22 protein-coding genes are annotated in these 24,155 nt (G+C 47.6%); 10 read left to right on the forward strand and 12 right to left on the reverse strand.

Translation table 11 applies throughout. The features are described 5' to 3' along the window. The first annotated feature begins 13 nt into the window (after positions 1-13). Complete coding sequence (locus BWK47_RS01040) at positions 14-499, forward strand: Tab2 family RNA-binding protein (RefSeq protein WP_237269732.1); 486 nt, start codon at positions 14-16, stop codon at positions 497-499. 142 nt (positions 500-641) lie between these two features. Further along, positions 642-1,706 carry a linear amide C-N hydrolase gene (locus BWK47_RS01045; RefSeq protein WP_237269733.1) on the forward strand — a complete coding sequence of 355 codons (1,065 nt, stop codon included), beginning with the start codon at positions 642-644 and terminating at the stop codon, positions 1,704-1,706. A gap of 90 nt (positions 1,707-1,796) precedes the next feature. Here the strand turns inward: BWK47_RS01045 and BWK47_RS01050 are convergent, their stop codons facing one another. Beyond that, positions 1,797-3,263, reverse strand: coding sequence for a TM0106 family RecB-like putative nuclease (locus tag BWK47_RS01050; RefSeq protein WP_162327230.1), 1,467 nt, complete (start codon positions 3,261-3,263; stop codon positions 1,797-1,799). 519 nt (positions 3,264-3,782) lie between these two features. After that, on the reverse strand, positions 3,783-4,973 hold the full coding sequence (locus BWK47_RS01055; protein WP_162327231.1) for a CemA protein: 1,191 nt from the start codon (positions 4,971-4,973) through the stop codon (positions 3,783-3,785). A gap of 173 nt (positions 4,974-5,146) precedes the next feature. On the opposite strand from BWK47_RS01055, the gene bchD reads away from it, so the two are divergent. Further along, positions 5,147-7,177, forward strand: coding sequence for a magnesium chelatase ATPase subunit D (bchD, locus tag BWK47_RS01060; protein WP_162327232.1), 2,031 nt, complete (start codon positions 5,147-5,149; stop codon positions 7,175-7,177). Positions 7,178-7,257: 80 nt separating this feature from the next. Here bchD and BWK47_RS01065 read toward each other — a convergent pair whose 3' ends face one another. The 3 genes from BWK47_RS01065 to ald form a co-directional block, all read right to left on the reverse strand. Further along, the gene (locus BWK47_RS01065) at positions 7,258-8,046 is read right to left on the reverse strand and encodes a Uma2 family endonuclease (protein ID WP_162327233.1); all 789 of its coding nucleotides are present in this window, start codon (positions 8,044-8,046) and stop codon (positions 7,258-7,260) included. Positions 8,047-8,160: 114 nt separating this feature from the next. Continuing rightward, positions 8,161-9,615: an aminotransferase class I/II-fold pyridoxal phosphate-dependent enzyme gene (locus BWK47_RS01070; protein ID WP_162327234.1), complete on the reverse strand. Its 1,455-nt coding sequence runs from the start codon at positions 9,613-9,615 to the stop codon at positions 8,161-8,163. Continuing rightward, entirely contained in the window at positions 9,615-10,697 is a 1,083-nt protein-coding gene (gene ald, locus BWK47_RS01075; RefSeq protein ID WP_162327235.1) for an alanine dehydrogenase, read from the reverse strand. The genes BWK47_RS01070 and ald overlap by 1 nt, the downstream gene beginning before the upstream one ends. 161 nt (positions 10,698-10,858) lie before the next feature. Here ald and BWK47_RS01080 point away from each other — a divergent pair, with 161 nt between their 5' ends. Next, complete coding sequence (locus BWK47_RS01080) at positions 10,859-11,584, forward strand: pyridoxine 5'-phosphate synthase (protein ID WP_162327236.1); 726 nt, start codon at positions 10,859-10,861, stop codon at positions 11,582-11,584. Between the two features lie 18 nt (positions 11,585-11,602). Beyond that, positions 11,603-12,004: an MgPME-cyclase complex family protein gene (locus tag BWK47_RS01085; RefSeq protein ID WP_204250442.1), complete on the forward strand. Its 402-nt coding sequence runs from the start codon at positions 11,603-11,605 to the stop codon at positions 12,002-12,004. 58 nt (positions 12,005-12,062) lie between these two features. On the opposite strand, the gene BWK47_RS01090 is transcribed toward BWK47_RS01085, so the two are convergent. The 3 genes from BWK47_RS01090 to BWK47_RS01100 form a co-directional block, all read right to left on the reverse strand. Further along, entirely contained in the window at positions 12,063-13,457 is a 1,395-nt protein-coding gene (locus BWK47_RS01090; RefSeq protein WP_237269734.1) for a transglutaminase domain-containing protein, read from the reverse strand. 98 nt (positions 13,458-13,555) lie between these two features. Then, a complete protein-coding gene (gene msrB, locus BWK47_RS01095; RefSeq protein WP_162327238.1) occupies positions 13,556-14,086 on the reverse strand; it encodes a peptide-methionine (R)-S-oxide reductase MsrB in 531 nt (176 codons plus the stop codon). Between the two features lie 33 nt (positions 14,087-14,119). Then, positions 14,120-15,304, reverse strand: coding sequence for an HhoA/HhoB/HtrA family serine endopeptidase (locus BWK47_RS01100; RefSeq protein WP_010871425.1), 1,185 nt, complete (start codon positions 15,302-15,304; stop codon positions 14,120-14,122). 351 nt (positions 15,305-15,655) lie between these two features. On the opposite strand from BWK47_RS01100, the gene rre1 reads away from it, so the two are divergent. Beyond that, entirely contained in the window at positions 15,656-16,351 is a 696-nt protein-coding gene (gene rre1, locus BWK47_RS01105) for a two-component system response regulator Rre1 (RefSeq protein ID WP_014407067.1), read from the forward strand. A 62-nt stretch (positions 16,352-16,413) separates the two neighbouring features. Then, positions 16,414-17,400, forward strand: coding sequence for a Gfo/Idh/MocA family protein (locus BWK47_RS01110; protein ID WP_162327239.1), 987 nt, complete (start codon positions 16,414-16,416; stop codon positions 17,398-17,400). Positions 17,401-17,415: 15 nt separating this feature from the next. Here the strand turns inward: BWK47_RS01110 and BWK47_RS01115 are convergent, their stop codons facing one another. After that, positions 17,416-17,964: a spore maturation protein gene (locus BWK47_RS01115; protein WP_162327240.1), complete on the reverse strand. Its 549-nt coding sequence runs from the start codon at positions 17,962-17,964 to the stop codon at positions 17,416-17,418. A 403-nt stretch (positions 17,965-18,367) separates the two neighbouring features. Between BWK47_RS01115 and BWK47_RS01120 the strand changes: the two genes are divergently transcribed. Then, the gene (locus tag BWK47_RS01120; protein ID WP_162327241.1) at positions 18,368-18,838 is read left to right on the forward strand and encodes a DUF29 domain-containing protein; all 471 of its coding nucleotides are present in this window, start codon (positions 18,368-18,370) and stop codon (positions 18,836-18,838) included. Positions 18,839-19,015: 177 nt separating this feature from the next. Here the strand turns inward: BWK47_RS01120 and BWK47_RS01125 are convergent, their stop codons facing one another. From BWK47_RS01125 to BWK47_RS01135, 3 genes are all read right to left on the reverse strand, one after another. Beyond that, a complete protein-coding gene (locus tag BWK47_RS01125) occupies positions 19,016-19,654 on the reverse strand; it encodes a nucleoside recognition domain-containing protein (protein WP_237269735.1) in 639 nt (212 codons plus the stop codon). An 83-nt stretch (positions 19,655-19,737) separates the two neighbouring features. Next, on the reverse strand, positions 19,738-21,255 hold the full coding sequence (gene malQ, locus BWK47_RS01130; RefSeq protein WP_162327242.1) for a 4-alpha-glucanotransferase: 1,518 nt from the start codon (positions 21,253-21,255) through the stop codon (positions 19,738-19,740). A 97-nt stretch (positions 21,256-21,352) separates the two neighbouring features. After that, entirely contained in the window at positions 21,353-21,805 is a 453-nt protein-coding gene (locus BWK47_RS01135; RefSeq protein WP_162327243.1) for a VOC family protein, read from the reverse strand. Positions 21,806-21,854: 49 nt separating this feature from the next. Between BWK47_RS01135 and thiL the strand changes: the two genes are divergently transcribed. Both thiL and BWK47_RS01145 read left to right on the forward strand, forming a co-directional pair. Next, a complete protein-coding gene (thiL, locus tag BWK47_RS01140; protein WP_162327244.1) occupies positions 21,855-22,949 on the forward strand; it encodes a thiamine-phosphate kinase in 1,095 nt (364 codons plus the stop codon). Positions 22,950-23,215: 266 nt separating this feature from the next. Continuing rightward, positions 23,216-24,148: a hypothetical protein gene (locus BWK47_RS01145; protein ID WP_237269737.1), complete on the forward strand. Its 933-nt coding sequence runs from the start codon at positions 23,216-23,218 to the stop codon at positions 24,146-24,148. The last annotated feature ends 7 nt before the right edge of the window (positions 24,149-24,155 follow it).

The following is a 24,155-nucleotide window of genomic DNA, read 5'->3' on the forward strand; positions in this document are numbered from 1 at the left end:
CCCTGTTCCCACCATGGTTAATTCCCTACCGTCTCCTCCCCAACCTTTGCCCGATCGCCTGTTGGGGGAAAGTTGGCAATTTGTCGCTCTCCCAGCCCAGGATATTTGGCCCTATTTTGGCGATCGCCCCATGCGTTATCAAGCCATGCCAGAGCATTTGTCCCCTCTTCAGCTTGGTTTAGCCGCAGATTTACCTATCCCCGGTGTGGTTATTTATGGTGGTCGCCAATGTCGTTTCATCGGTGAATGGTTGGCGGAACAACAACCCAAAAGCCTGATTTACATTGCCGAAGATCCCCAACAATCGGGGGGTTTGGTGCTTCGTACCCAAAACGGCGATCGATGGATCATGGTTACTTTTAAAGATGGGGAAATGGCCACCGCAGCGGGGGTGTTCAGTCAGCGGCAGCAAAAAGCAAAGGGTTTACATTTTCTATGGCTCCAACCGGATAATTCGGGGGTGACTACCACGGGGGTCTGGTTGTTGCAAAAGTCTTAGAACAGTAGCATTTCCATTTTCAATTAAGCTCAAAGAACCTAGAAACTAGACTATGGGTTTCTGAGTTTGGGACATGGCCTGGGCGATCGCCCGATGGGCATCCCTTAAGATTGTGATGAACCCTAGACACTTGACAAAGACAATGAATATTCAGTTTCTCGGTAACATTACAACGGCCATACTGCTAGCAGTAGTGTTACAGATTACCCTTTGGCCCTCAGCGGCCCAGGCTTGTACCAGAATTTTGTGGAATAACAATAAATTAGCTGTGGTGGTCGGCCGAACAATGGACTGGCCGGAATCCACCGAGCCCGAGTTGATGGTTTTTCCCCGGGGCATCAAAAGAAATGGAGGCATGTTGGGGGACATGTTAGTGGTTAAAGACAACCCAGCCCAATGGAGTTCCAAATATGGCAGTGTAGTCACCACGGTTTATGGCATGGGTACGGTGGACGGCTTGAATGAAAAAGGACTGGGCATGCATATGCTTTACCTAACAGCGACGGATTTTGGCCCCCGCAATCCCAAGAAAGCCGGGGTACAGGCGGGACTGTGGGGACAATATTTACTGGACAATGCCGCCACTGTGAAGGAAGCCCTTGCGTTGATGAATGAGATTCAGCCGGTAATGGTTGCCCTGGATGATATGAAGGCAACGGTGCATTTAGCCATTGAAGATGCCAGTGGAGATTCGGCCATTCTGGAATACGTGGAGGGTAATCTGGTTGTCCACCACGGCCCAGAGTATCGGGTGATGACGAACGATCCCACCTACGATCAACAGTTGAAATTCTTGGAAACTTGGGATTTTACCAATGCCACCCGCCAAACTCCCTTGCCTGGCAATGTGGATCCCAAAGATCGTTTTGTTCGGGCTAGCTATTACCAGATGATGTTGCCGGAACCGAAAACTGAACAGGAAGCCATTGCTGGTATTTTGGCGATCGCCCGCAATACTTCTGTCCCCTTTGGTGCCCCTAATAATATTCCTGGCTCTCTGTATAACACGGAATATCGCACCGCCATTGACCTAACAAATCGCCGTTACTTTTTTGAGTTAACCACTAGTCCCAATGTCATTTGGGTCAACCTTGATCAACTTAATTTTGCCCCTGGCGCACCAGTGTTAAGTCTTGATCCTGATAATTTGGATTTGTCGGGAAATGTTACCGATAAATTTACCAAAGTGCTAAAAAGTCCATTTTAGAAATTTGCCTAAAAATGCCCAATAACCTCCCAAGTTTTGGGAGAGATTAGGTCGAATTTTCCTAATATTGCCCAAGATTTGGTTGATTAATTAAGCTGGACCGCCTAAAAATTTTGTTAACCAATCCTTTAAAATCCAGGTGGCTCGGCAATCATCTTCGTTGTAGCGCAAAATTAATTCCAAAAATTGGCGATCGCCAGTGGTTAACCAATTGTCATACCAACAGACCGACTGATCACCGCTGGCCTGGGCATCCCGCCATTGAAAACCTAACCAACTCGCTAGGGACTTGAGGGAGTAACTTTCCACCGGGCAGATAACATGGTTGACCACATAATGATGTAAATCAAAACATTGTTCGAGGATTTTTTCCCGTACTTTTGGGGGCGTTCCATAAAGTTTTCCTAATCTTTTAATTGTCTCCCGTTCATACTCAGAAAAGTGATAAATGGGAGCATTAGGATAGGTCTGGATTAACTGGACGAATTCCTGCCAAATTAAGCCTTCTTCTTCGGGATCTTTGGCCATAAAACCATAGAATTTTTCCGTTTTTTGCCCATGATCAACCACCACTACCCCCAGTAAATAATCCAAATTTCGTTCCGGTTCCGCTTCAATGTCGAAATATAATTCCACTGGCGATCGGGGCAGAGGATAAGCTTTTTTTTCCTTCGCCATGGCCCGTTTTTCCACCAAAGCCAAGGCCTGTTGTTGTAACTGTTCGGCGATCGCCGTGCCCATTAATTCGGCCACTTGCTGGGTTTGCAGTCGGGCGAGGGAATCAATGGTTAAGACTCCCACTGTTTGCAATGATTCGTAGCGGCTGGGGGTAACACCGGGTACCAAGGAAAGATGTTGTTGCTCCTGGGCGATGGCGTAGCAATGGTCATACCAGTGGCAGAGATTACATCGTTGGCGAGAAATAAATACCTCTGGTTCCCGCTGATGAATTAGGGTTTGCACACAGTCGGCTAGGGTTTGGTGAAAACGGGGCAACCATTCCAACAAATCCACCGAGTAAGAATTACCCCGCCGCAAAATAATTTCTACCCAACGGGGCAATGGTCCTTGATGTACCGCCAACAACTGGGCATAGAAGGCGGCTAGAATTTTGTACTCCGGTTTTGGCCGACGACCCAATTGGATACTCACTGGCCGATATTGCCATGGCCCCCAACGGGATTCACCAGGAACTTTAACCAATAAATGGGGATGGCCCAACAGTTCCAGCATTGGTAAATGGCCGTTGTTGTCGGTGTGTAAATTGACCGGCAAACTGTGGTAAAGACAACCCCGATAGATGCAATCTACCCCCTGGGCCATTAGGGTTTTGGTTTCCTGGGCCCGTTCTTGGCCAAGATAGGTGGGGGTTTCCGGTTCCCGATAATGGGGAAATTGTTCCTCCAGAACTTCCTGGATATGTCTTTGACTTTCTTGACGCAGCTTAAGCAAAAAGTCCCGCTCCGGGCGGCGCTCCTCACTGGAGCCGTGGGTGTTGAGATAGGCCCGGCGTTGACAACGCTTATAGTCCAGCAAAAGAGAGTCGGTGACTAACATATCGCCTCAACGACCACTAGCTGGCAATTATTTCGGTTTACTGTGCCCCCATGGTTACTATTCTGTCGGGGAAATTCGCTGAGATCATCCACAAAGTTCACAAATCAAAAATTTTGCCTGAGTCAACCCCCATTATTCTACGAAAATGATTAATTTATTGCCGACATGACGCCCTCTCACTGCCACCAATGGGGATGGGCTGACAGAAAAAGTACATAGCTCGGAATGGCAAATTAACTATATCCAGTTGGAACGAGGTTAATTCCAGGCAGAGATTTTGAACTGTCCATGGTCTGATATGTAGCTAATCCGGGTACAACACAATCGAGCCATTGGATCTGCGGAAATCTCACTGTTGGGAAAGGTGGCGATCGCCACTTATCCTCCCTATTGCGACACGGTTTATGTAGGTTCCACTTCGTATATGTATTCCAATGGGTTTTATCTCCGGTTGTGCCTGTGTGAGCTTAAATTTAGAATTCACAAATACATCTACTTCATAAATGCGAAGCAAGACGACTATTGTTGCATTTTTTCTAAAATAGCCACAGAGGTTGGGGACTGGCGGGTAAAGTAGTTGAAAATTAATAACTTAAATAGTGAATCTAAAAAGACAGGCACTGTAGCGATAAAAATATAAACAGCATGGCGATTTTCTGGTAGTCCAAAATGGCTTGTCAAGTTTTCCAATACCACTTCCCAACCATGTGCCGAATGGAAGCCAACAAACATATCTGTTAATAAAATAAAAATGAATACCTTGGTAACATCATTCAATGCTAAAAAAGACTGACTTAGATATTGGCGAGTAATAATAAATTTGCCACGAAATACAATGATCAAAACCACAAAAGTCACTAATCCAGCAACATCAGCCAAGAGATTAACTATGCCTTGTTGGCTGTTAGTAGCAGCCTGGCGGATTAATTCTTCAGCTTTCTTCTTTAGTTCTTGATGAATTTCTTCCTGGTTGAAAGGTTGATTTTCTGATAGAAGCTGTTTAATTTCTAAAGTTTCTTTATAGCGAGCAAATTCTTCAAAATAGTGTTCAATGGTCTCCTCTTGATAGTGGATTTTTTCCCAGGCAACTATATCTACTCGGAAGTGTTGTACCAAGGGGGCAAAAACTAAGTTTTTAGTCAGTATTTGAACTGTCAAAGGAATGAAAATAAGAACTATTAAAAAACGAGTGGCAATGCGCCTTTGAAGTCTGAGATTACGGAGATTTTGCAAAATTTTTTGCTCATCCTGTGCATCCTGCACGGATAAATCCCGTTGAATGTTAAAGAAGTTACTACGTTTTGGTGGGATATTACTAATTTCGGTGGGAGACAGGGGGTTGACTTCTGCTAAATCTTCAGAAAAACGATATTTGGCAATAATTTTTTCAATGGCATCCAATTTGACAATAATTTCGGCTTCTGTTATCTGGGAATCTTTGCCGTTGTTCAATAAGTTAGTTGCATTGAAGCGAGCTAGGTTAAATTTGATTTTAAGTAATTCTCGCTCCAAAGTAGATTTAAAATAGTTGTAAGTATTAACGCCCCTTTGACTGTCAGGTGCGATTTTACCCCCGTCAAAATAGTTTTTCTCAATGGATTCGATCGCCTGGGCACTGACTTGGGCGTTATCCAAAGCGGCGATCGCCTGGTGGGCTAACCAGTGGTGGAATCGATGGTTAGGGGAACCGAGTTTTTTGTCAGGTAACATGGTGGTAGGCTCTGGGCAAAATCAAGGGGAAAGGGAGCTTACAAATCAACGGAAGGTCCACCTCAATATTCCATAACAATCCGAAAAAAGTTGCGGAAGTCCAGGGCCACCAGAGATGATGTTAACTTGTTGCTCAGCTATTTCCTCCGTCGGCACAGTTAACTATTCAATCCATGACCACCCTGACCCCCTTTATTCCCCTCAATTTCCCCATTACGGCGATCGTAGGCCAAGAGGCAATCAAGCTGGCTTTACTCCTAGGGGCGATCGATCCTGGCTTGGGGGGCATTGTTATTGCCGGACGGCGGGGCACAGCCAAATCGGTCATGGCTAGGGCAATTCACACTTTGCTTCCTCCCATTGAAATCATTAAGGGCAACCGTTACCAATGCGATCCAAAAAATCCCGGCAGTTGGGATGATGACACCCTAGAAAAATTTGCCGATGTTCCCCTGAATCAATTTGAAACCCAGGTAATTCCCGCTCCCTTTATTCAAATTCCCCTGGGGGTCACGGAGGATCGCCTGTTGGGATCGGTGGATGTGGAAAAATCCGTTAGGCAGGGGGAAGCGGTGTTTCAGCCGGGATTGCTGGCCCAGGCCCATCGGGGCGTGTTGTACATTGACGAGTTGAATTTGCTGGATGACCAGATTGCCAACCAATTACTAACGGTGTTAACGGAAGGCAAAAACCAGATTGAGCGGGAAGGCATTAGTTTTCAGCATCCCTGCCAGCCTTTATTAATTGCCACCTATAACCCGGAAGAAGGGCCGTTGCGCCGCCATTTACTGGACCGCATTGCGATCGCCTTGAGTGCGGACGGTATTTTAGGGCTGGATCAACGGGTGGCCGCAGTGGAGCAGGTACTAGCCTATGCTGATTCTCCCATTAGTTTTATTGACCAGTACGACGCTGAATTGGACGACCTCAAAACCACCATTATTCTGGCTCGGGAATGGCTCAAGGAAGTGAGTTTAACCCCGGAACAAGTGGGTTATTTAGTGGAGGAAGCGATCCGGGGTGGTCTCCAGGGCCATCGGGGGGAATTGTTTGCTATGCGGGTGGCCAAGGCGATCGCCGCTTTGGATGGCCGTAGTGATGTGCAGGCTGATGATCTGCGGCAGGCAGTGGAATTGGTGATTGTGCCCCGTAGCGTGTTGATGGACAATCCCGCGCCTCCGGAACAGGCCCCGCCGCCGCCGCCCCCTCCCCAAAATCAGGATGAAGGGAAAGACGAGCAAGAGGATCAACAGGATGACAAGGAAGACGACAAAGATAATGAACCGGAAGCGGAACAGGATCCCCCCAGCATTCCGGAAGAATTCATTTTTGATCCTGAAGGAGTAAGCCTTGATCCCTCCGTGCTGTATTTTGCCCAGATGGCCCAGAAACAAGGTAAATCCGGCAGTCGTTCCGTAATTTTTTCCGATGACCGAGGTCGCTATCTCAAACCAATTTTGCCCAAAGGAAAAGTCCGCCGCATTGCTGTGGATGCCACGTTGCGGGCCGCTTCCCCCTACCAAAAATCCCGTCGTTTACGCCATCCCGATCGCCAGGTAATTGTGGAGCAGGGAGATATTCGGGGTAAAAAGTTAGTGCGGAAAGCCGGGGCGTTAATTGTGTTTTTGGTGGATGCGTCGGGTTCCATGGCCTTGAATCGTATGCAGGCCGCCAAAGGGGCGGTGATGCAATTGCTCACAGAAGCCTACGAAAATCGAGATCAGGTTTCCCTCATTCCGTTCCAGGGGGAAAATGCGGAAGTACTATTGCCCCCCACCCGTTCCATTGCCATGGCAAAAAAACGCCTGGAAACGTTGCCCTGTGGCGGTGGTTCTCCCCTTTCCCACGGCTTGATGCAAGCAGTAAATGTGGGTATGAATGCTAAACGATCCGGGGATATTGGGCAGGTGGTAATTGTGGCCATTACCGATGGTCGGGGTAATATTCCCTTGGCCCGTTCCCTGGGCGATGAAATTCCCGAAGGACAAAAGCCTGATATCAAAGCGGAATTGTTAGAAATTGCCGCCAAGATTCGCGGTTTAGGGATGCAATTGTTGGTGATCAACACCGAGAAAAAATTTGTTTCCACTGGCTTCGGCAAAGAATTAGCCCAAAAAGCCGGGGGCAAATATTATCAACTCCCCAAAGCTACTGATCAAGGTATTGCTTCCATGGCCCGCCAGGCGATCGCCGACATGCAATGAAACTAATTTTTTTTAATCTCATTCCAGCTTAACGGCATAATTGGGCGTTTCCCCTTTTAGCTCTCCTTAACCCGGAGCCACTAGAGACTATCTGGATCAATTCCCAGATCCCGAAGTTTGTTGGCTAATTTCTCTGCCCTTGATTTTTCGTGCTCTGCTCTTAGTCTTTCCTGCTTAGTTTTTTCCCGCTCTTCAACTAGGCGTTGCCTTTCCAGGTCTAAACTTTCCTGACCCCAGAGCAGAAGATTGCCATCTTTATCCCACCATCTCAGCCAGCCAGTGGTTATTTCTGCTTTTTTGCCCTGCCAAACTCCCAAAAATAGGCCCATTTCCTCCAGCCAGACCCGGCCATCAGCTCCAAGTTCCTGCTTTTGATATCTACCATCGATCAACCAATAGACATCCAAACAATCCGTTTTAGGATGGAAAATTGCGTAAATGGGCACCCGTAGAATTTGTTCATAAAAGTACCATTTACCGTAGGGATAGTAAGGATTGATGGAATATTCTCCTCCCTCCGTTTCCGAAATAAACTCCATCACCACCAACGGGCGATCGCCTTCAGCGTTGGGCGTATAACTGCGCCGGATTACCCCATCTTTGAGTGGTTCAACGGTCGGGATGTAAACCCAGTCTGGGGCTTTAACGACGGTTTTCTCGTCCACCGTGGCGCAAATGCCAAAATTGGTAGCAATTAGGCTAGCTTCCAAAATCAGGCCAGCTAGTTCCAGGGCTTCCCGTAGGGCGGCGGCTAATAAAGGCTGTAAATTACTTTCCACAGGATCATCGGGCAAAATGAAATCATCCGGCAGTTTTTCCCAGCGGATTTTCAGCTTCTTTTCCGAAGGAAGGGTTTGGATGGCTGTCATGGATTTAAACTAACTGGTCTCCTCTGACTTTGTTTGAGTGTAACCTGTTTATCAGGCGATCGCCTACGTATGAAAGTTTTAATCACAAATCATTTTAAACTTATTAATCTTGGTTTAATTCACCACAGCCAAATGAGTTAATTCTTCGCTAGCTAAACCGCTGATGGTACCCCCTAAATTTAAAACTTCTACCAAAAAGGCGATCGCCTCCGGGGTAATAATTTCTCCGGGAACAAGGACGGGAATACCGGGGGGGTAGGGGCAAAGCAGACCAGCACTAATTTGCCCAATCGCTTCATTAACGGTTACCGATTTTTGGGCAGCATGGGCCGCTCGGCGTGGAGTCATAGCCAGAATAGTACCGGGTAAGACGGGTAAAGTTAGATGAAAAGAAGGTTGTTGAAGATTCGTAGGGACTAACTGGGTTAAAGCTGCCAATAAACCTTCTAAATCCTGGGCTTGATTGCCAATACTAACGATAAAACTTAACTGCCTTAGGGTGGGCAATTCCGCCGTAATTTGAAACTTTTCCCGTAACAAATCATCTAACTCGAATCCTGACATTCCCCAGGCAGTGACATCGACGGTAATACGGGTGGGATCGAGGGTTAAAGCTCCGGGCAAAGGTTTGGTAATTTCTAATAAAGTTAACCCAGGAATTTGACTTAATTGTTGCCGATAATGGAGGGTAAAATTCAATACTTCCGCCATCTTTTCTCTGCCGCCATTGGCCATTTGGTGCCGCGCATCATCGAGGGAAGCCAATAAAACATAATTGGGACTAGTGGATTGAATTAATTGCAAACATTGACTAATTCTTGGGGGATTAATTAAGTTTCCTTGGCCATGGATCATGGCACATTGACTCAAAGCTCCCAGCATTTTATGGGTGGATTGGATGACAATATCCGCCCCTAATTCTAAAGCCGGTCTGGGTAAGGATGGATGGAAAGCAAAATGGGCACCATGGGCTTCATCAACAATGACGGGTAAATTTTTCCCATGACTTAATTCAACTAACTTTTGTAAGTCCCCCACAACACCGTGGTAGGTAGGATAAAGCAAAAATACCGCTTTAGCATCGTCATGTTCTTGTAATGCTTTACTTAAAGTTTCCTCCGTCACCCCCAAAGCCAAATCCCAATCGGGGTTAACCTCCGGTTCCAAAAATATTGGCACTGCCCCAGCATGGATAATGCCGGCGATCGCCGCTTGGTGAACATTCCGAGGCAAGAGAATTTTATCCCCATCCCCACAGGTAGCCAAAATTGCGGCCACAATACCGGCGGTGGAACCGTTAACAGAAAACCAAGTGTGTTCTGCCCCCCATAAATCCGCTGCTAACTCCTGAGCTTTGGCGATCGCCCCGGTGGGAGCAAAGAGATTATCTAATTCCGGTAATTCCGGCAGATCAGCTTGGAAGAGGTTTGGCCCCAACCATTGTTTAAAACTAGGGGAAATACCCCGACCCCTTTTATGGCCCGGCGCATAAAAAGGCGTATCCGGTTGTTGAGCTAGGGCTTTTAACGCATTGACCAGGGGCAAATCTTGTTGATTGAGGTTGACCATTACAAATCAGGAAATACCGTTTTTACCGCCCCTTGCACCAATTGTCCGGCTTGAACATTGACTCCTTTCGCCAACGGCAAATCATTTTCCCAAGCCTGTTCCCCCAGATTGGCCAATTTCAATACATAGGGCAATGTACTATTATTCAACGCTTGGGTTGCTGTCCAGGGAGTGGCTCCTGGCATATTGGGAATGCCCACATGAACTACTTCTGCTTCGATGTAACTGGGTTGACTATGAGAAGTTACCCGCAAAGTCTCCACACAGCCCCCTTGATCGATCGCCACATCCATAATCACCGCCCCTGGCAACATTTGCTCCACTTCCTGGCGGGAAACCAACACTGGGGCCCGCTTACCTGTGATCAATACTGCGCCGATAAGCAAATCTGTATGGGGCAACAGGTCTTCGATTTGGCTGGCATTGCTGTAGCGCAGATCCACCCGGGAACCGAACAGTTCTCCCAATTGGTTTAAACGGTCTACATTGATGTCTAGGATGGTCACCATGGCCCCCAGTCCGATCGCCATTTTGGCTGCTTCTGTACCGACTACGCCACCGCCGAGGATAGTTACTTGTCCGGCCTTGACTCCGGGTACGCCTCCCAATAGAACTCCCCGGCCTCCCTGTTGTTTTTCCAAATAATGGGCACCCATCTGCACCGCCAATCGTCCGGCAATGCGGCTCATGGGGGCCAACAATGGCAATTGACCATCAGCTAATTCCACCGTTTCATAGGCGATCGCCGTAATGCCAGATTTAATTAGAGCTTCGGTCAGGGTACGTTCCGCCGCTAAATGGAGATAGGTGAACAACAACTTAGGCAAAGTTAAATATTCATACTCTTCAGGGAGAGGCTCTTTCACTTTCACCACCAATTCCCTGTTCCAAGCTTCTTTGGCAGTGGCAACTAACTCAGCTCCCGCCTTTGCGTAGGTTCCATCGGGGAAGCCAGACCCGACTCCGGCCCCTTCTTCCACAAATACTTGATGGCCCTGGCTCAGCAATGCCCGTACACTACTGGGGGTCAGCCCCACCCGAAATTCCTGGTCTTTAATTTCCTTGGGAACACCAATTTCCATACCAATCTCTGCAAGGGGGATACTATGCCGACACCCCTATTAAATCAAACATTTCCACCGATGCCATGGACTAGAACCCCAACTACGGATTGGTCATCAATTCCCTTAAAATAGTAAGTCCGCTTAGATCAACAAAATCCAAAATCATTGAGAGGTTTGCTTTGCTAACATTGGGGGTCAACATCGATCACGTAGCCACCATTCGCCAAGCCCGCCAAACGGTGGAGCCAGACCCGATCGCCGCCGCTGTGTTGGCCGAACTGGCCGGGGCGGATGGCATTACAGCCCATTTACGGGAAGACCGTCGCCACATTCAAGAGCGGGACGTGGAAATATTGCGAAAAACGGTGCGCACCCACTTAAACCTGGAGATGGCCGCCACCAAGGAAATGGTGGAAATTGCCCTCAACCTTAAACCGGATTACGTCACCCTGGTACCGGAACGGCGGGAAGAAGTCACCACGGAAGGGGGTTTGGATGTGGCTGGGAACTTGAACTATTTGCTGGGAGTAGTTGAGCAGTTACAATCCCGACATATTCCCGTGAGCCTCTTCATTGACCCGGATGTGGCCCAACTGAAAGCCTCTGCCCAAACCGGAGCAAAATTCATTGAATTACATACGGGCAAATACGCCAATGCCCCCACCACTGACGATCAAGCTATGGAGTTGGGGTCTCTGGCGATCGCCTGTGACATTGCTCTGGAACTGGGGTTAAGGATCAACGCTGGCCATGGATTGACCTATTGGAATGTGCGCCCAGTGGCGGAATTACCGGGCATGGAGGAATTAAACATTGGCCACAGCATCATGAGCCGGGCCATTCTAGTGGGCATGGAAAGGGCCGTGCGGGAAATGAAATTAGCCATGTTGGGCCTGCCATTTTAGTGCTGAGCCCGTGGTAGGGTGGAAAGTTGGGCATTGACGAGCCCACCCATCGTTAAAGTCAATCAGTATTTATTTTTTATAAAACATAAAACAAACTATATGGCTACCTATTATTACGCTTTGGCAAGTCAAAAATTTCTCCTGGAAGAGGAACCCTTTGAAGAAGTGCTGAAAGAACGGCGACGGGATTATGCCGAAAAAAATAAGGAAATTGACTTTTGGCAAGTGATTCAACCGGCTTTTCTTAACGCACCGGCATTGGCAGAAGTAAAGGCGAAAGCTCCCGAAAAAAATGTAGCAATTATTTCCACCAATAAGTCTTTTATTGTTTGGGTAAAACTCCGGTTGGAATATGTCTTAACTGGAGAATTTGAAGCTCCCTCCGATACCATTCCTGACCCCCTTGCATCCCTGGATTAGGTTCAATAACCATGGCGATCGGGCAAAACTTTTCTCCCCATAGCTAAGGTCAATTGCCCTACTCGTATTCCAGTAAACTCCAAAACTGATTACTGCCGGGGAACTGGGCTGCTACGGTCACATTGTCAAAGCGGATAATTTCTGAGCCGGTGAAAACGTCCCCTGTGCGGTCTAGGGGAATTAACTCTTGCCGTTGCTCATCCACTAAGACCACTTTTTCCGCCCCCGGCACTTGAATTTGGAAATAGCTAGCTTGGTTTTGGGGTAAATTCCTTCCCAATGGGGAAATTAACCGCACCTGCTTTTCACTAAATGTGCCATAGGTGCTGGGAAATGCTTGTCCTGCTCCCTGGGCCTTCACATCGTAGGCGATCGCCTGGTAATAGGTATCTTCCTGGGAATTTTTACTGAGAATTAATAACTGATATTCTCCCGGTTGGGGAAAGGCGGCATTGACTGTCACCTGGCTCTGCTGACTTTGGCTGAGGGTATATTGCTTATCCAAGGGTTGACCGTTGTTATCCATTAACTGGGCCACCACCTGCACATCATTACCCGTACGGAGAATCACTTCTAAATCCCCACCAGCGACGATGTCATTTTTGGGATGACTAACCAACGCTATTTGATCCCGGAAAAATCTGGGGGTCAACGCGGGTAACTGATCAAACGTTTGGCGATCGTAGGGTTGGGGCAATAACTGCCATTGGCTTTCCCTAGGAAAATGGCTGACAATTAGCTGTTCCGGCGCTGTAGCAAAATAGGTAGGGTTAAATTTAGCCTCGAACTTGCCATCACTGACAATGCCTGCTCCCCAGGTGGTATCGAGTAAATACCATTGACCGTCTATTTTTACCCCGTTCCAAGCGTGGTTAACGTCCGGATCATCCCCTACAATCACGTCTCCCCCTTTGGCAAAACCTTCAATAATGATCACATCTAACCCTAATTCCTTCGCTAAAGCCTGATACAAATTGGAGTAGCCAGAGCAGATGGTTTCCCCCCGAGCAAGCACTGTTTCCGGCCGGAGGTCGTCTATGTTGCGGGTTTCCGCCATGGGCACGTCATAGGCAATATTTTGGGTAATCCAGCTATAGGCTAAACGGGCCTTTTCCCAATCATTACTGGCCAAAGGGCGGATCAAATCAGCTAATTCTTTAACAGAAGTGCCTTGGTAGGTAATAGTACGAGCCAAATTGTCTAATCTTTCCCCTCCATCCACGGAAAAGCTTTTAGTGTTACCGGCAATGGGATTATCTACCCGTTGGGTCACTACGAGGGTTTTGGGGTTAATGCCCTGGGGCAAATTGTCGGCGATCGCCCCTAGGTTAACGGGTGGCAAATTCTTGGAACCACCGCTGGGGCTGAAATACCAAATCCCTGCCCCGATCAAACCCACCAGCATCAGGGCGGGGAAAAAGCCACCGTTAGCTTTCGGTGACTTTTTAGTCATCCTTCGTCGGGTTGACCGAGGTTGGGGACGGTAAGAGCTCACAGTAATAAGCGTTGATTAACGCTGAAAAATTGAAGTTGAGAAGACCAAGAAAAAACCTAAGCGCCGACAAACTTGAGGGAAACACCGTTCATGCAATAGCGTTTGCCGGTGGGTTGGGGTCCATCGTCAAAAACGTGACCTAGGTGGCCGCCACAACGGGCGCAATGAACTTCAGTGCGGGTCATGAAAAAGGATTTATCGACGGTGTAAGCCACAGCATTTTCCAAGGGGGCATAGAAACTGGGCCAACCAGTGCCGGAATTAAACTTGGTTTCGGAAGAAAATAAGGGAAGCTCGCAACCAGCACATTCGTAGGTACCTGAATCATAGTTTTTATCCAGGGGGCTAGTACCAGCTCTTTCCGTGCCATGTTTGCGGAGCACTTTATAGGCTTCCGGGCTTAGTTGTTGTTGCCATTCTGCATCGGTTTTGGTGACTTCAAAAACTTCGTTTGTTTTAGGCATGATTTGAGGTTCTAGTTCGGATTTAAGTTGGGGTTGGGATTGGTTGGTTGAGTGCACATATTGAGCTAGCCAGAAAGCTCCCAAGGAGGCGGTGCCCACTTCTAAAAGGTAACGTCTTTTCATGGTTAAAGTTTGGATGGGTGAGGTACGGGAAACTTAACTGGTGGGATTACGAAGTTGGGCAGTTTGTACGGTTAGGCTTAAACGGCGATCGCCCCGGAGTAGGTCGAGTTTGAGAGCTTTGTTCAAACCGGCTTGTTCTACTATGCGCTGTAGGCGGGCACCATCGCTAATGGGAGTACCGTCCACCGCCACAATGACATCTCCCCGACGGATACCGGCCCTTTCAGCGGGGGTTCCGGGCAAGACCCGCATCACCAAAATGCCATCCACTTCAGGAATGATAAAGGGAGAATTGGGATTGCGATTATTCTGCTGGGCTTGGTCCACCGTGATATTCATCATTTGCACCCCAATGTAGGGATGGGGCACTGTTCCCCCCGCAGCGAGGGTATTTTGAATTGCCTTGGCCTGATCTATCGGAATGGCAAAACCAATACCAGTAGCATCAGCTCGGATAGCTGTGTTAATACCAATCACTTCTCCCCGGGCATTGAGCAACGGGCCACCGGAATTGCCGGGGTTAATGGCGGCATCGGTTTGAATAAATTCCACCCGCTTATCGGGGATACCGGCCTGGGCGGCGGATCTTCCCAACGTGCTAATAATTCCTAGGGTAACTGTATTATCTAATCCCACCGGATTACCCACGGCGATCGCCCAATCTCCCACCTGCAGATTACTGGAAGTGCCAAGGGGGGCCACTGGTAGGGCAGAACCCTGGGGCTCAATTTTCACCACAGCCAAATCTGTCACTTCATCTGTGCCCCGAACTTGACCGTCAAAGGTGCGGCCATCCCGGAGAGTCACCACCACTTTACTGGCACCGTCAACCACATGGGCGTTGGTGAGAATAATGCCACTGTTGTCGATAATGAAGCCACTACCCTGGCCGGCAATGCGTCTTTCCCGGGGAGGTACGGGGAAGGATCTACCAAAAAATTCCTGGAAGAATGGGTCGTCCAAAATGGGGTCAGTGCGACGGGTTACCACTGTCTCCGTATCGATGCGCACCACCGCTGGCCCAGAACGGGATACGGCCGCCGCCACAAAGCTTTCTGAGGTCAGGGGTACCGATGCCTGGGCGGTAATCACAGGAGCCGGGGGCAAATCGTCCGCCGCCGCCACTGCATGGGGTAAATTGGCGATACCAAAAGCCGTGCCCACTGCAAAAGCCAATAAGTAACCGCCGATGCGGCGTAACCAAGTGGGATATTTCATCGTCTCCAAATACGCATTAGCAAGGATTTACAGAAATTTTCACTTTTGCCATTCTAACAGGGGCGATTTTACCTAAGAATCCGTTTTCAAAGCTTTTCCACGCCACTGACTTGTGGGCAATAGACTAGCCCAAGCAAACTTGGGGGCCGGAGTGGGAGTTGCCAAACGGTTTCTTGGGATGGATTGACTCAACCCCGGGTAGGCTTGAGTTTACTGCGCCCCAGGCTAGTTTTTCTTGAGTTTAGCCCCCGTGATAGGCTGATGGGGGGAGGAATCAGCCAGTCTGGCAACCTGCTACGATCGCCTCCTACTAAACCGCCCTATTTACCTTTGCACGACTGCATTACCGCCATGGCAGAACCCATTTCCCTATTGTTAGTTGATGATGAACCCGGTGTACGGGAATCCGTGCAGGCGTTCCTAGAAGATAGTGGTGATTTTAAGGTAGATTTAGCGGCCAATGCCACGGAAGCTTGGGATTATCTTCAGCACCATTTGCCGGCTTTGGTCATTTCCGACATTATGATGCCCCAGGTGGACGGTTATCAGTTTTTGCAAAAGCTCCGGGAGGATGCCCGCTTCCAGTCGTTGCCGGTGGTGTTCCTCACAGCCCGGGGGATGACTGGCGATCGCATTCAAGGTTATCAAACTGGCTGTGACGCTTTTTTATCCAAGCCCTTTGACCCCGATGAATTGGAGGCGATCGTCCGTAATTTATTAGCTCGTCAACAGGCAAGTAGCGATGCGGGCAGTGAATCGGCAAAGTTGCAGGAAATTTACCAAGAAATCCGGGCTTTAAAGGAGCAAATTGGCCAACCCAGCGGTATCCACACCACTCCATCGCCGATCAAGCTGGATTTTACCCCTAGGGAACAGAGCGTTTTAGATTTAGTTTCCCAGGGCTTAATGAACAAAGAAATTGCGGCCCAGTTAAAAACCAGTGTCCGCAACGTTGAAAAGTATGTGAGTCGTTTATTTACCAAAACTGGTACCAATAGCCGCACTGAGTTGGTTCGCTTTGCCCTGCAACACGGACTGACGGAATAACGCGAATAAGTTCACAGCAATTATTGGTTGAGCCAGTCTTTTTTGATTTTTCCTAAGGTGCTATGTCTGAAAATTTTGCTGTTGCTACGCCGGTGCGGGTCGGGATTGTGGGTACTGGCTATGCGGCCCAACGTCGGGCGGAAGTTTTCCAAGGCGATCTCCGTAGTCGGTTAGTGAGCTTTTGGGGTCATAGTGAAGCTAACACGGCTAAATTTGCGGATACATTTGGAGTTAGTCCCCGGCAATCTTGGCAGTCATTGGTTAATGATCCAGAGATAGATTTAGTGCTCATTGCCACCATTAATCAACTCCATGGGGCGATCGCCGAGGCGGCATTGCAAGCCGGTAAACATGTGGTGTTGGAATATCCTTTAGCGTTAACCTATGCCATGGGCAAAAAACTACAACAGTTAGCCCGGGAAAAAGGTAAATTACTGCATGTGGAACATATTGAACTATTGGGGGGAGTACACCAAGCCATTCGCCAGAACCTAGGCAAAATTGGTGAGGTTTTCTACGCCCGCTACAGCACCATCATGGGACAAAATCCCGCTCCCCAACGTTGGACCTATCACCATCAGCAATTTGGCTTTCCTTTAGTGGCGGCCTTGTCCCGCATCAGTCGGTTTACGGATTTATTCGGTACAGTACAGCAGGTGGATGCCCAATGTCGTTTTTGGGATCAGCCTAATCCGGAATATTTTCGGGCTTGTTTAGCCACCGCCTATCTCCAGTTTAATAATGGTCTTAAAGCGGAGGTTATCTATGGCAAAGGGGAAGTTTTTCACCAAAATGAAAGGATTTTCACCCTCCACGGAGATCAAGGTACATTAATTTTTGTTGGGGAAACCGGTAAGCTAATTCAAGCACAAACGGAAACGGAAATTATCGTTGGTAGTCGTCGGGGACTATTCAAACAAGACACGGAAGCTGTGTTGGATCATTTAACCACTGGTAAGCCCCTTTATGTGGACTCAGAAGCTAGTTTATATGCTTTGCAAGTAGCGGATCTGTGTGTCCAAGCTTGTGGAGATAAAGTTGAAAATTAGCAAAAATATAGGCAGTTAGCCAAACAAAAATTGGCAGATATAAACTGCTGAAAAAATCCCCACTACATCGGCCATCAGCCCGGCCAGAAGGGCATAGCGAATTTTTTTAATACCCACTGAACCAAAATAAACCGCCAGTACGTAAAATGTGGTTTCCGTGGAACCAAACATGGTGGCCGCAGTTTTCGCAATCAAGGAATCGGGGCCATGTTGTTCTACCAAGTCAGCAAACAAACCAAAGGAACCACTGCCGGAAAGGGGACGCATTAGGGCCAAAAGTAAGTTCTCCGGCGGAAAATTGACCAAACTCAACACTGGGCTAAGCACCGTCAGCAATAAATCCAGCATGCCAGAAGCCCGAAACATGGCGATCGCCACTAGCATAGCCACCAGGAAAGGAATAATCCTCACGGCAATGGTGAAACCTTCCTGGGCTCCGTCCACAAAAACTTCGTAAACTTTAACTTTTTTGACCACCAGGCCATAAAAGGGAATGCCACAGAGCAAAAAGGGAATAACATATTTTGCTCCAGCATTAAAAATATCGGCGACGGATTCGAGCATCAAATATCTGACCCAACAACAGGAATTTTATTGACGACTCAAGACGGGAAATTGTTGCACATTAGATGGAACAACCGGAGCTCATATTCTAATCACAAACCAGTTGATAGGTTGATATTTGAACTTAAACTTCCCTTGCTGGACTTGACTTGATCGACTAAATTTGCGGATTATAATCAAATCAACCTCTAGATTTGGGAAAATAGGCCGTTTTTCAAACACAATTTCGGACATACAAGTTGTGTCCCTTGCTAGAATCATAATCAAAGGGCTTGAGGTCGTGTTTTAAACGCTTTCCCTGGCCCTAAGTTTTGGGCAAAATTAAGTAAAACTCCCCTCATGTTAGGAAATTGGGGAGGGAAAATAAAACTTTGTAAATAGACTCTTAGAGCAGGAGGTCTAAATGCCCAATGCCCCTGAATTATTGACCAGAATCTACGAACTAGACTTTTATCAATGGATAGAAACTACCATTAATCAGATCCAGGAAGGAGATATTGACAAACTTGACTGGAATAGCTTAGTGGAGGAGTTACAGGATTTGGGTAACGAACAGAAACATCAGTTAGAAAGTCGCCTGTTGGTTATTTATGAGCACCTGCTAAAACTAGCCTATTGGTCACAGGAGCGGGACTACAATCAAAGGGGATGGAGGGTGACAATTTTGGAACAACGGAAACAACTCAGACGTTTGCTTAAACGTAGTCCTAGTTTGAAACCTTATTTTCGAGAAGTTGCCCAAGAAATTTATGAAGATGCTCGGCAAATCACCAGTCTCAAAACCGGCTTAGATGAAAACTTATTCCCTCTAGAACCTATTGCTACGGTGGAAGAAATACTGACTGAAGACTGGCTACCAGATTTTAGGGACTAATTAGAACTGATCTCGTCTTAAAGATAAACTTATCTGAGAGCGTGTTTTAAAAGTCTAAAAATGCCTATTCATCCCTCGTGGGAAAGGAGAAAAACGGCAGAAATTGCTCTTTCTTAAGGAGAGTTTAAAGAGAGTCTTTCCCAACAACGTAACTTTCCAAATCTTTCTAATAAGGGCTTATAAATTTGCTTCTTCTTCGATGGTCAATACAGGTGGCAAAGCAAATATCTTAAGTCGGGCTAAAAGTTTAGCTGCAATAATGGCTGTTGCCGTGGAACAAGTAGTAGCCAAAATTGTTGAGAAAAAAATGTCATTGGCCGCCGTCCCCATTAAACCCACCACAGTAGCAGGCAAAATTAATTGCACACTGGAAGTATTAATAGCTAAAAACATACACATGGCATCGGTGGCAATACTTTTATTGGGATTGATTTCCTCCAACTCCTGCATCGCTTTTAAGCCCAAAGGGGTGGCCGCATTACCTAGTCCCAAAATATTGGCGGACATATTCAACACAATGGAGCCGATCGCCGGATGCTCTGGGGGCACATCGGGAAAGAGTTTGATAGTGATGGGTTTAACCAGCTTGGCAATTAATTCCACCAAGCCGGCCGCTTCAGCAATTTTCATCATGCCCAACCACAGGGCCATAATGCCAATCAAACCAATGGAAAGTTCCACCGCTGTCCCGGCACTTTCAATGGCGGCCTCCGTCACTGCTTCAATTTTGCCCGTCACCGTCCCGGCTATCACCGATAGCAAAATAATTGCAAACCAAATGTAGTTGAGCATAACCCCTAGGGTAAACTTCCCCATCCCAGACGGGGAAAGCAGGAGCCTTGTTTCAATCGGGGTTACGCCAAGGCACTCCCAAATGTCCCAAACCTATGGGCTTGTCCCTAGTCTGTGTGGTAAATGCGCCGTCCGTAAAGCTCCGTAATGAAACTCAAATGCCCCGATAGCCAATCGTTGAGTTGGTCGGGATGGTAACGCCAACCCCAGTTGCCCGCCGCAGTGCCCGGTAAATTCATGCGACAGTCACCCCCTAAACCGAGGATGTCCTGGAGGGGAAAAATTGCGAGGGCAGCCACCGAACTGGATGCTAGGCGAATTAAGCTCCAATGGATACCTTCGTTACAAACACAACCGAGGTAATTGATCACCTTTTGCTGATCCTCCTCTGACCGTTCCTGGAACCAGCCCACGGTGGTGTCGTTGTCGTGGGTACCGGTATAAACCACCGCATTGCCATTGCTGTAGTTGAAGGGCAAAAAGGGATTACCCCGGTCGGAGTCAAAGGCAAAGTGCAATACTTTCATGCCGGGAAAGTTAAATTCATCCCGTAGCGCTTCCACTTCCGGAGTAATTACCCCCAAATCTTCGGCCACAATGGGTAAATTATCACCCAGGGCTTTCCCTAGGGCTTGGAAAAATTCCTTGCCGGGGGCTGGATACCATTCGCCATTTTCAGCAGTTTTTTCCCCTTGGGGCACTCCCCAATAGGACTCGAAGCCCCGGAAATGGTCAATGCGGACAATGTCTAGATATTGCAGATTGGCTTTAAAACGCTTAATCCACCAGGCAAAGCCCGTAGCTTTGAGGGTTTCCCAGTCGTACACAGGATTACCCCAGAGTTGCCCTGTGGCACTGAAATAGTCCGGTGGTACCCCAGCCATCATGGCCGCTTCTCCGGTTTCCGGATCAAGGCAAAAGTTCTCTGGATTGGCCCAAACGTCAGCGCTATCGTGGGCAACGTAGATGGGTAGGTCCCCAAAAATGGCTATGTGCCGTTGGTTAGCGTAGGCTTTGACTTCCTGCCATTGGCGAAAACCAAGAAATTGCAAAAATTGATGGTATAAAACTTCCGTTTTCAGGCGATCGCCCCAGATTTTCAGGGCTTCCGGTTCCCGCCAGGCAATGTCCTTGTCCCATTGGTGCCAACCGGCTCCATTGTGGGCTTCTTTGATGGCCATGAATAGGGCGTAATCTGCTAGCCAATCACTTTGGGCCCGGCAAAACTCCTCAAATTCCTGCTCAATTGCTGGCTCTATGTTGGTGCTGAATTGGGCAAAGGCCTGTTTTAAAACTTGGGATTTGTAGGCGATCGCCTGGTCATAGTCCACCCTGGGATTGGTAAATTCTGGGGCTTGGTCTAATAGGCCCGGTGGCAAAAATCCTTCTTCTTCTAGGCGATCGAGGCTAATCAACCAAGGATTAATCGCTAGGGCAGAATAACAAAGGTAAGGGGAATTGCCGAATCCGGTGGGGCCCAACGGCAATATTTGCCATACACTCTGGTCTGCGTCCGCCAAAAAATCGATGAACTGGAAAGCACCGTCCCCCAAGTCCCCAATGCCGAAACGACTGGGCAAGGAGGTGGGATGGAGCAGAATACCGCTACAGCGTTTATCTAACATGCAAGCCTAGGAAGGAAAATCTCTCTCCAGATTTAACATATCCAAAGGGCCAAGAAATGGCTTTACTAGTTTTAGGAACGCTACTGTCAAGATGTGCCTATAAACCTATGGGATCACAGCGAATTTCCACCTGAAAGCCATCCGGATCATAGAAATAAATTCCCCTACCCGTCGGTCTATTCACGGGGCCCGATGCAATGGTCACCCCGTGGGCCAACAACACGGCGATCGCCTGGTCAAATTGTTCCGGGGCAATGTCAAAAGCCAAGTGATCGGTGCGGGTAAAGGATTGGTGGGGATCCGCTGCCGGGGGAGATAAATTCGGTGCCGCAAACAGATCAATTACGGTGCCATCGGGGGTGATAAAATTGCTGACCTTTCCTTCTTCCACCATGGTTTTGAGGGTAACGGGTACCTCTTCCCCCACCAACGGTTTCAAACCCAAAATATGGCCGTAAAAGTGGCAGGATTTTTCCATATCTTTAACGTTCAAAGCAATGTGGTGCACACGCCGTAAACTGCCGATGGGTAAACCAGAAGAAAGATTCATGGTGGGAGAAAGGGCTCAACGATCAACACTGTCCCTGTTTTAATGGTTGATGGGCGGTTCTGCCAAATTTTTGTTCCCAACTTCCACTTCCCCTCTGCCTTTGTCTCAACCATTGCCACCCAATCCATCTACTCCGTCCCAGCCTGACCAAACCATTGGGGAGTTTGGAGAACAGGCCCTATTGACCCAATTACAAAAATTTTCCCCGGCGGAGATAACGGGGGACGATGCCGCTGTGTTCGATTTACCCAACTCGGACTCCCTGGTAATCAGCACGGATATGTTGGTGGAAAATGTCCATTTCAGTGAACAAACCACCTCCGCTTTTGACGTGGGTTGGCGGGGAGCGGCGGCCAATTTATCAGATTTAGCGGCCATGGGGGCCACACCTACGGGTATTACTGTGGCTTTGGCTTTGCCTCCCTCCACTCCGTTGGCTTGGATTTTAGAAGTTTACAAAGGGTTAACTGCTTGTTTAGAACCTTGGCAAACACCAATTTTAGGGGGCGATGTTTCCCGATCGCCGCTTAAAACTATTAGCATTACGGTTTTGGGTCAAGTGCCCCAGGGTAAAGCCTTGTATCGTCACCAAGCCAAAGTGGGGGATTGGATCATTGCCACTGGCGATCATGGAGCGTCTAGAGCTGGCCTGGAATGTTTACTTCATCCGCACAAGACTGAGCATTTACCACCAGAACAAAAACTAATTTGGCAAACAGCCCATCAACGACCCCAACCCCGCTTGGATTTAGTGCCCTCCCCTCTTAGCCTAGAAACGAGCATTGGAGCTATGGACAGTAGTGACGGCCTCGCTGATGCGGTATTACAAATTTGCCGAGCTAGTCAGGTGGGAGCCGAATTATGGGCAGAAAAACTTCCTATCCCCCAGGGATTAACCGATTGGGTTGGACTGGAAACTGCCAGGGAATGGACTCTCTATGGCGGTGAAGATTTTGAATTAATCCTGGCGATTCCCCCTTTAGAAGCACAAAAATGGCTAACGGCGATCGCCTCTTTGGATTTACCCCCCAACCGTTCTCCTCGAGTCATTGGTCAAATCATGGCAGGAACGGAGGTGTGTTTAATTTCTGCCAATGGGACCAAAAAAAAGCTATCTCTGGAGCAAGGATTTCAGCATTTTTAACCATCAATGGGTTACATGAATTTTAATAAACTCTGGCAACTAAATCTCATTTCATAAGTAGATATACGCAAATATTTTTCATTGGGTTGAGCTTAATTTATAATTTTTCTAGAGAGATCAAATATTAAAAAATCACAGGCAACTAAATGATTCCAGCGGGCAAATCATCTCAATCAAACAAAACCAACAAGCCTTGGTGGAAAAGAGGCATATTTAGCTCTGACAATGCCTTTGGTCGTTGGTTACAAAAAATACTTAACAAGTTTTTGAGAACCAAAGAAACTGTCCCCGAAGAAGCCTTATTTGCTCACCACCAAGCAGCCATGGAAATTTCTGTATTTGGCAAAAGCATGGATGTTTTACACAAAGAAGACTTTCTGCGCAATGAAGAATTTTGTATCTTAGTTAAGCTACGTTATTTACTAGACAATGGCATTGAGGAATACGCAGGTATCAACGAAAGTATTCAGTTACTAAAAGCTTCCATTGAAGCAAAAGATAGTTTTGTCATCATCGACCAAACAGAAAGCCGCTTTCGAGGCGGAAAACAACAACAATTCTATCAATTCGTGGAGGGCTTATTGACTGATTTCGTTAGTACTGAAGACTTTCAGGATCGCCTCAGCCAACAACTACGGGAAACTTTGACCCAAATTAAAACGCAGGAAGGTCAGGTAGCCCTAAGAAATTACACTGAGCAGTTACAAAAATTAGCGGAACGACCCCTGGCCCTGAAGTTACTTTCCTTGTTTAAATCCTACAATTTAGCCGATTATTCCCTCCTACGGCAGATTTCGGAATTAGTGCAACAGCTAAGCAAAAAAGATGTGCGGGATTATCAGTCCCTCAAGCCATTGATTGTGGCTAATTATCGAACTTTTGAGAGCTTAGGGAAAATTATTAGTTTGCCTCCCCAGCGTAGTAATCCAGATACATTTATGCGTATGACCCAAGTTTTGGTTTTAGAGTATAAATATCAATTACCCTTTGTGCAATTAGCCAACCTTTTAATGGTGATTAAACGGTGGTATCAACCTTATCAAAATATTATTGCTGTCCGGGAGCAATATCCTCCCCACCGCTATGAGCAGCCGCCGGATTTTCAAACTTCGATCCCCGGGGAAGCAATTTTTCTGAAATATAAAACCTGGTTAACAGAAAAAAGTACCGGAGTTCTTTTTCTTGATTTGGGAAATTAGGGTTATC

This window comes from Synechocystis sp. CACIAM 05, from assembly GCF_010222815.1.
GTDB lineage: Bacteria > Cyanobacteriota > Cyanobacteriia > Cyanobacteriales > Microcystaceae > Synechocystis.

Bases quoted from the DNA above. Each gene is read 5' to 3' on its own strand.
- BWK47_RS01100 (WP_010871425.1), bottom strand. From the start codon at position 15,304: ATGAAATATCCCACTTGGTTACGCCGCATCGGCGGTTACTTATTGGCT.
- BWK47_RS01045 (WP_237269733.1), top strand. From the start codon at position 642: ATGAATATTCAGTTTCTCGGTAACATTACAACGGCCATACTGCTAGCA.
- BWK47_RS01090 (WP_237269734.1), bottom strand. From the start codon at position 13,457: ATGACTAAAAAGTCACCGAAAGCTAACGGTGGCTTTTTCCCCGCCCTG.
- rre1 (WP_014407067.1), top strand. From the start codon at position 15,656: ATGGCAGAACCCATTTCCCTATTGTTAGTTGATGATGAACCCGGTGTA.
- malQ (WP_162327242.1), bottom strand. From the start codon at position 21,255: ATGTTAGATAAACGCTGTAGCGGTATTCTGCTCCATCCCACCTCCTTG.
- ald (WP_162327235.1), bottom strand. From the start codon at position 10,697: ATGGAAATTGGTGTTCCCAAGGAAATTAAAGACCAGGAATTTCGGGTG.
- BWK47_RS01040 (WP_237269732.1), top strand. From the start codon at position 14: ATGGTTAATTCCCTACCGTCTCCTCCCCAACCTTTGCCCGATCGCCTG.
- BWK47_RS01120 (WP_162327241.1), top strand. From the start codon at position 18,368: ATGCCCAATGCCCCTGAATTATTGACCAGAATCTACGAACTAGACTTT.
- BWK47_RS01050 (WP_162327230.1), bottom strand. From the start codon at position 3,263: ATGTTAGTCACCGACTCTCTTTTGCTGGACTATAAGCGTTGTCAACGC.
- BWK47_RS01055 (WP_162327231.1), bottom strand. From the start codon at position 4,973: ATGTTACCTGACAAAAAACTCGGTTCCCCTAACCATCGATTCCACCAC.
- BWK47_RS01065 (WP_162327233.1), bottom strand. From the start codon at position 8,046: ATGACAGCCATCCAAACCCTTCCTTCGGAAAAGAAGCTGAAAATCCGC.
- BWK47_RS01115 (WP_162327240.1), bottom strand. From the start codon at position 17,964: ATGCTCGAATCCGTCGCCGATATTTTTAATGCTGGAGCAAAATATGTT.
- BWK47_RS01135 (WP_162327243.1), bottom strand. From the start codon at position 21,805: ATGAATCTTTCTTCTGGTTTACCCATCGGCAGTTTACGGCGTGTGCAC.
- BWK47_RS01125 (WP_237269735.1), bottom strand. From the start codon at position 19,654: ATGGGGAAGTTTACCCTAGGGGTTATGCTCAACTACATTTGGTTTGCA.
- BWK47_RS01070 (WP_162327234.1), bottom strand. From the start codon at position 9,615: ATGGTCAACCTCAATCAACAAGATTTGCCCCTGGTCAATGCGTTAAAA.
- bchD (WP_162327232.1), top strand. From the start codon at position 5,147: ATGACCACCCTGACCCCCTTTATTCCCCTCAATTTCCCCATTACGGCG.
- msrB (WP_162327238.1), bottom strand. From the start codon at position 14,086: ATGAAAAGACGTTACCTTTTAGAAGTGGGCACCGCCTCCTTGGGAGCT.
- thiL (WP_162327244.1), top strand. From the start codon at position 21,855: ATGGGCGGTTCTGCCAAATTTTTGTTCCCAACTTCCACTTCCCCTCTG.
- BWK47_RS01110 (WP_162327239.1), top strand. From the start codon at position 16,414: ATGTCTGAAAATTTTGCTGTTGCTACGCCGGTGCGGGTCGGGATTGTG.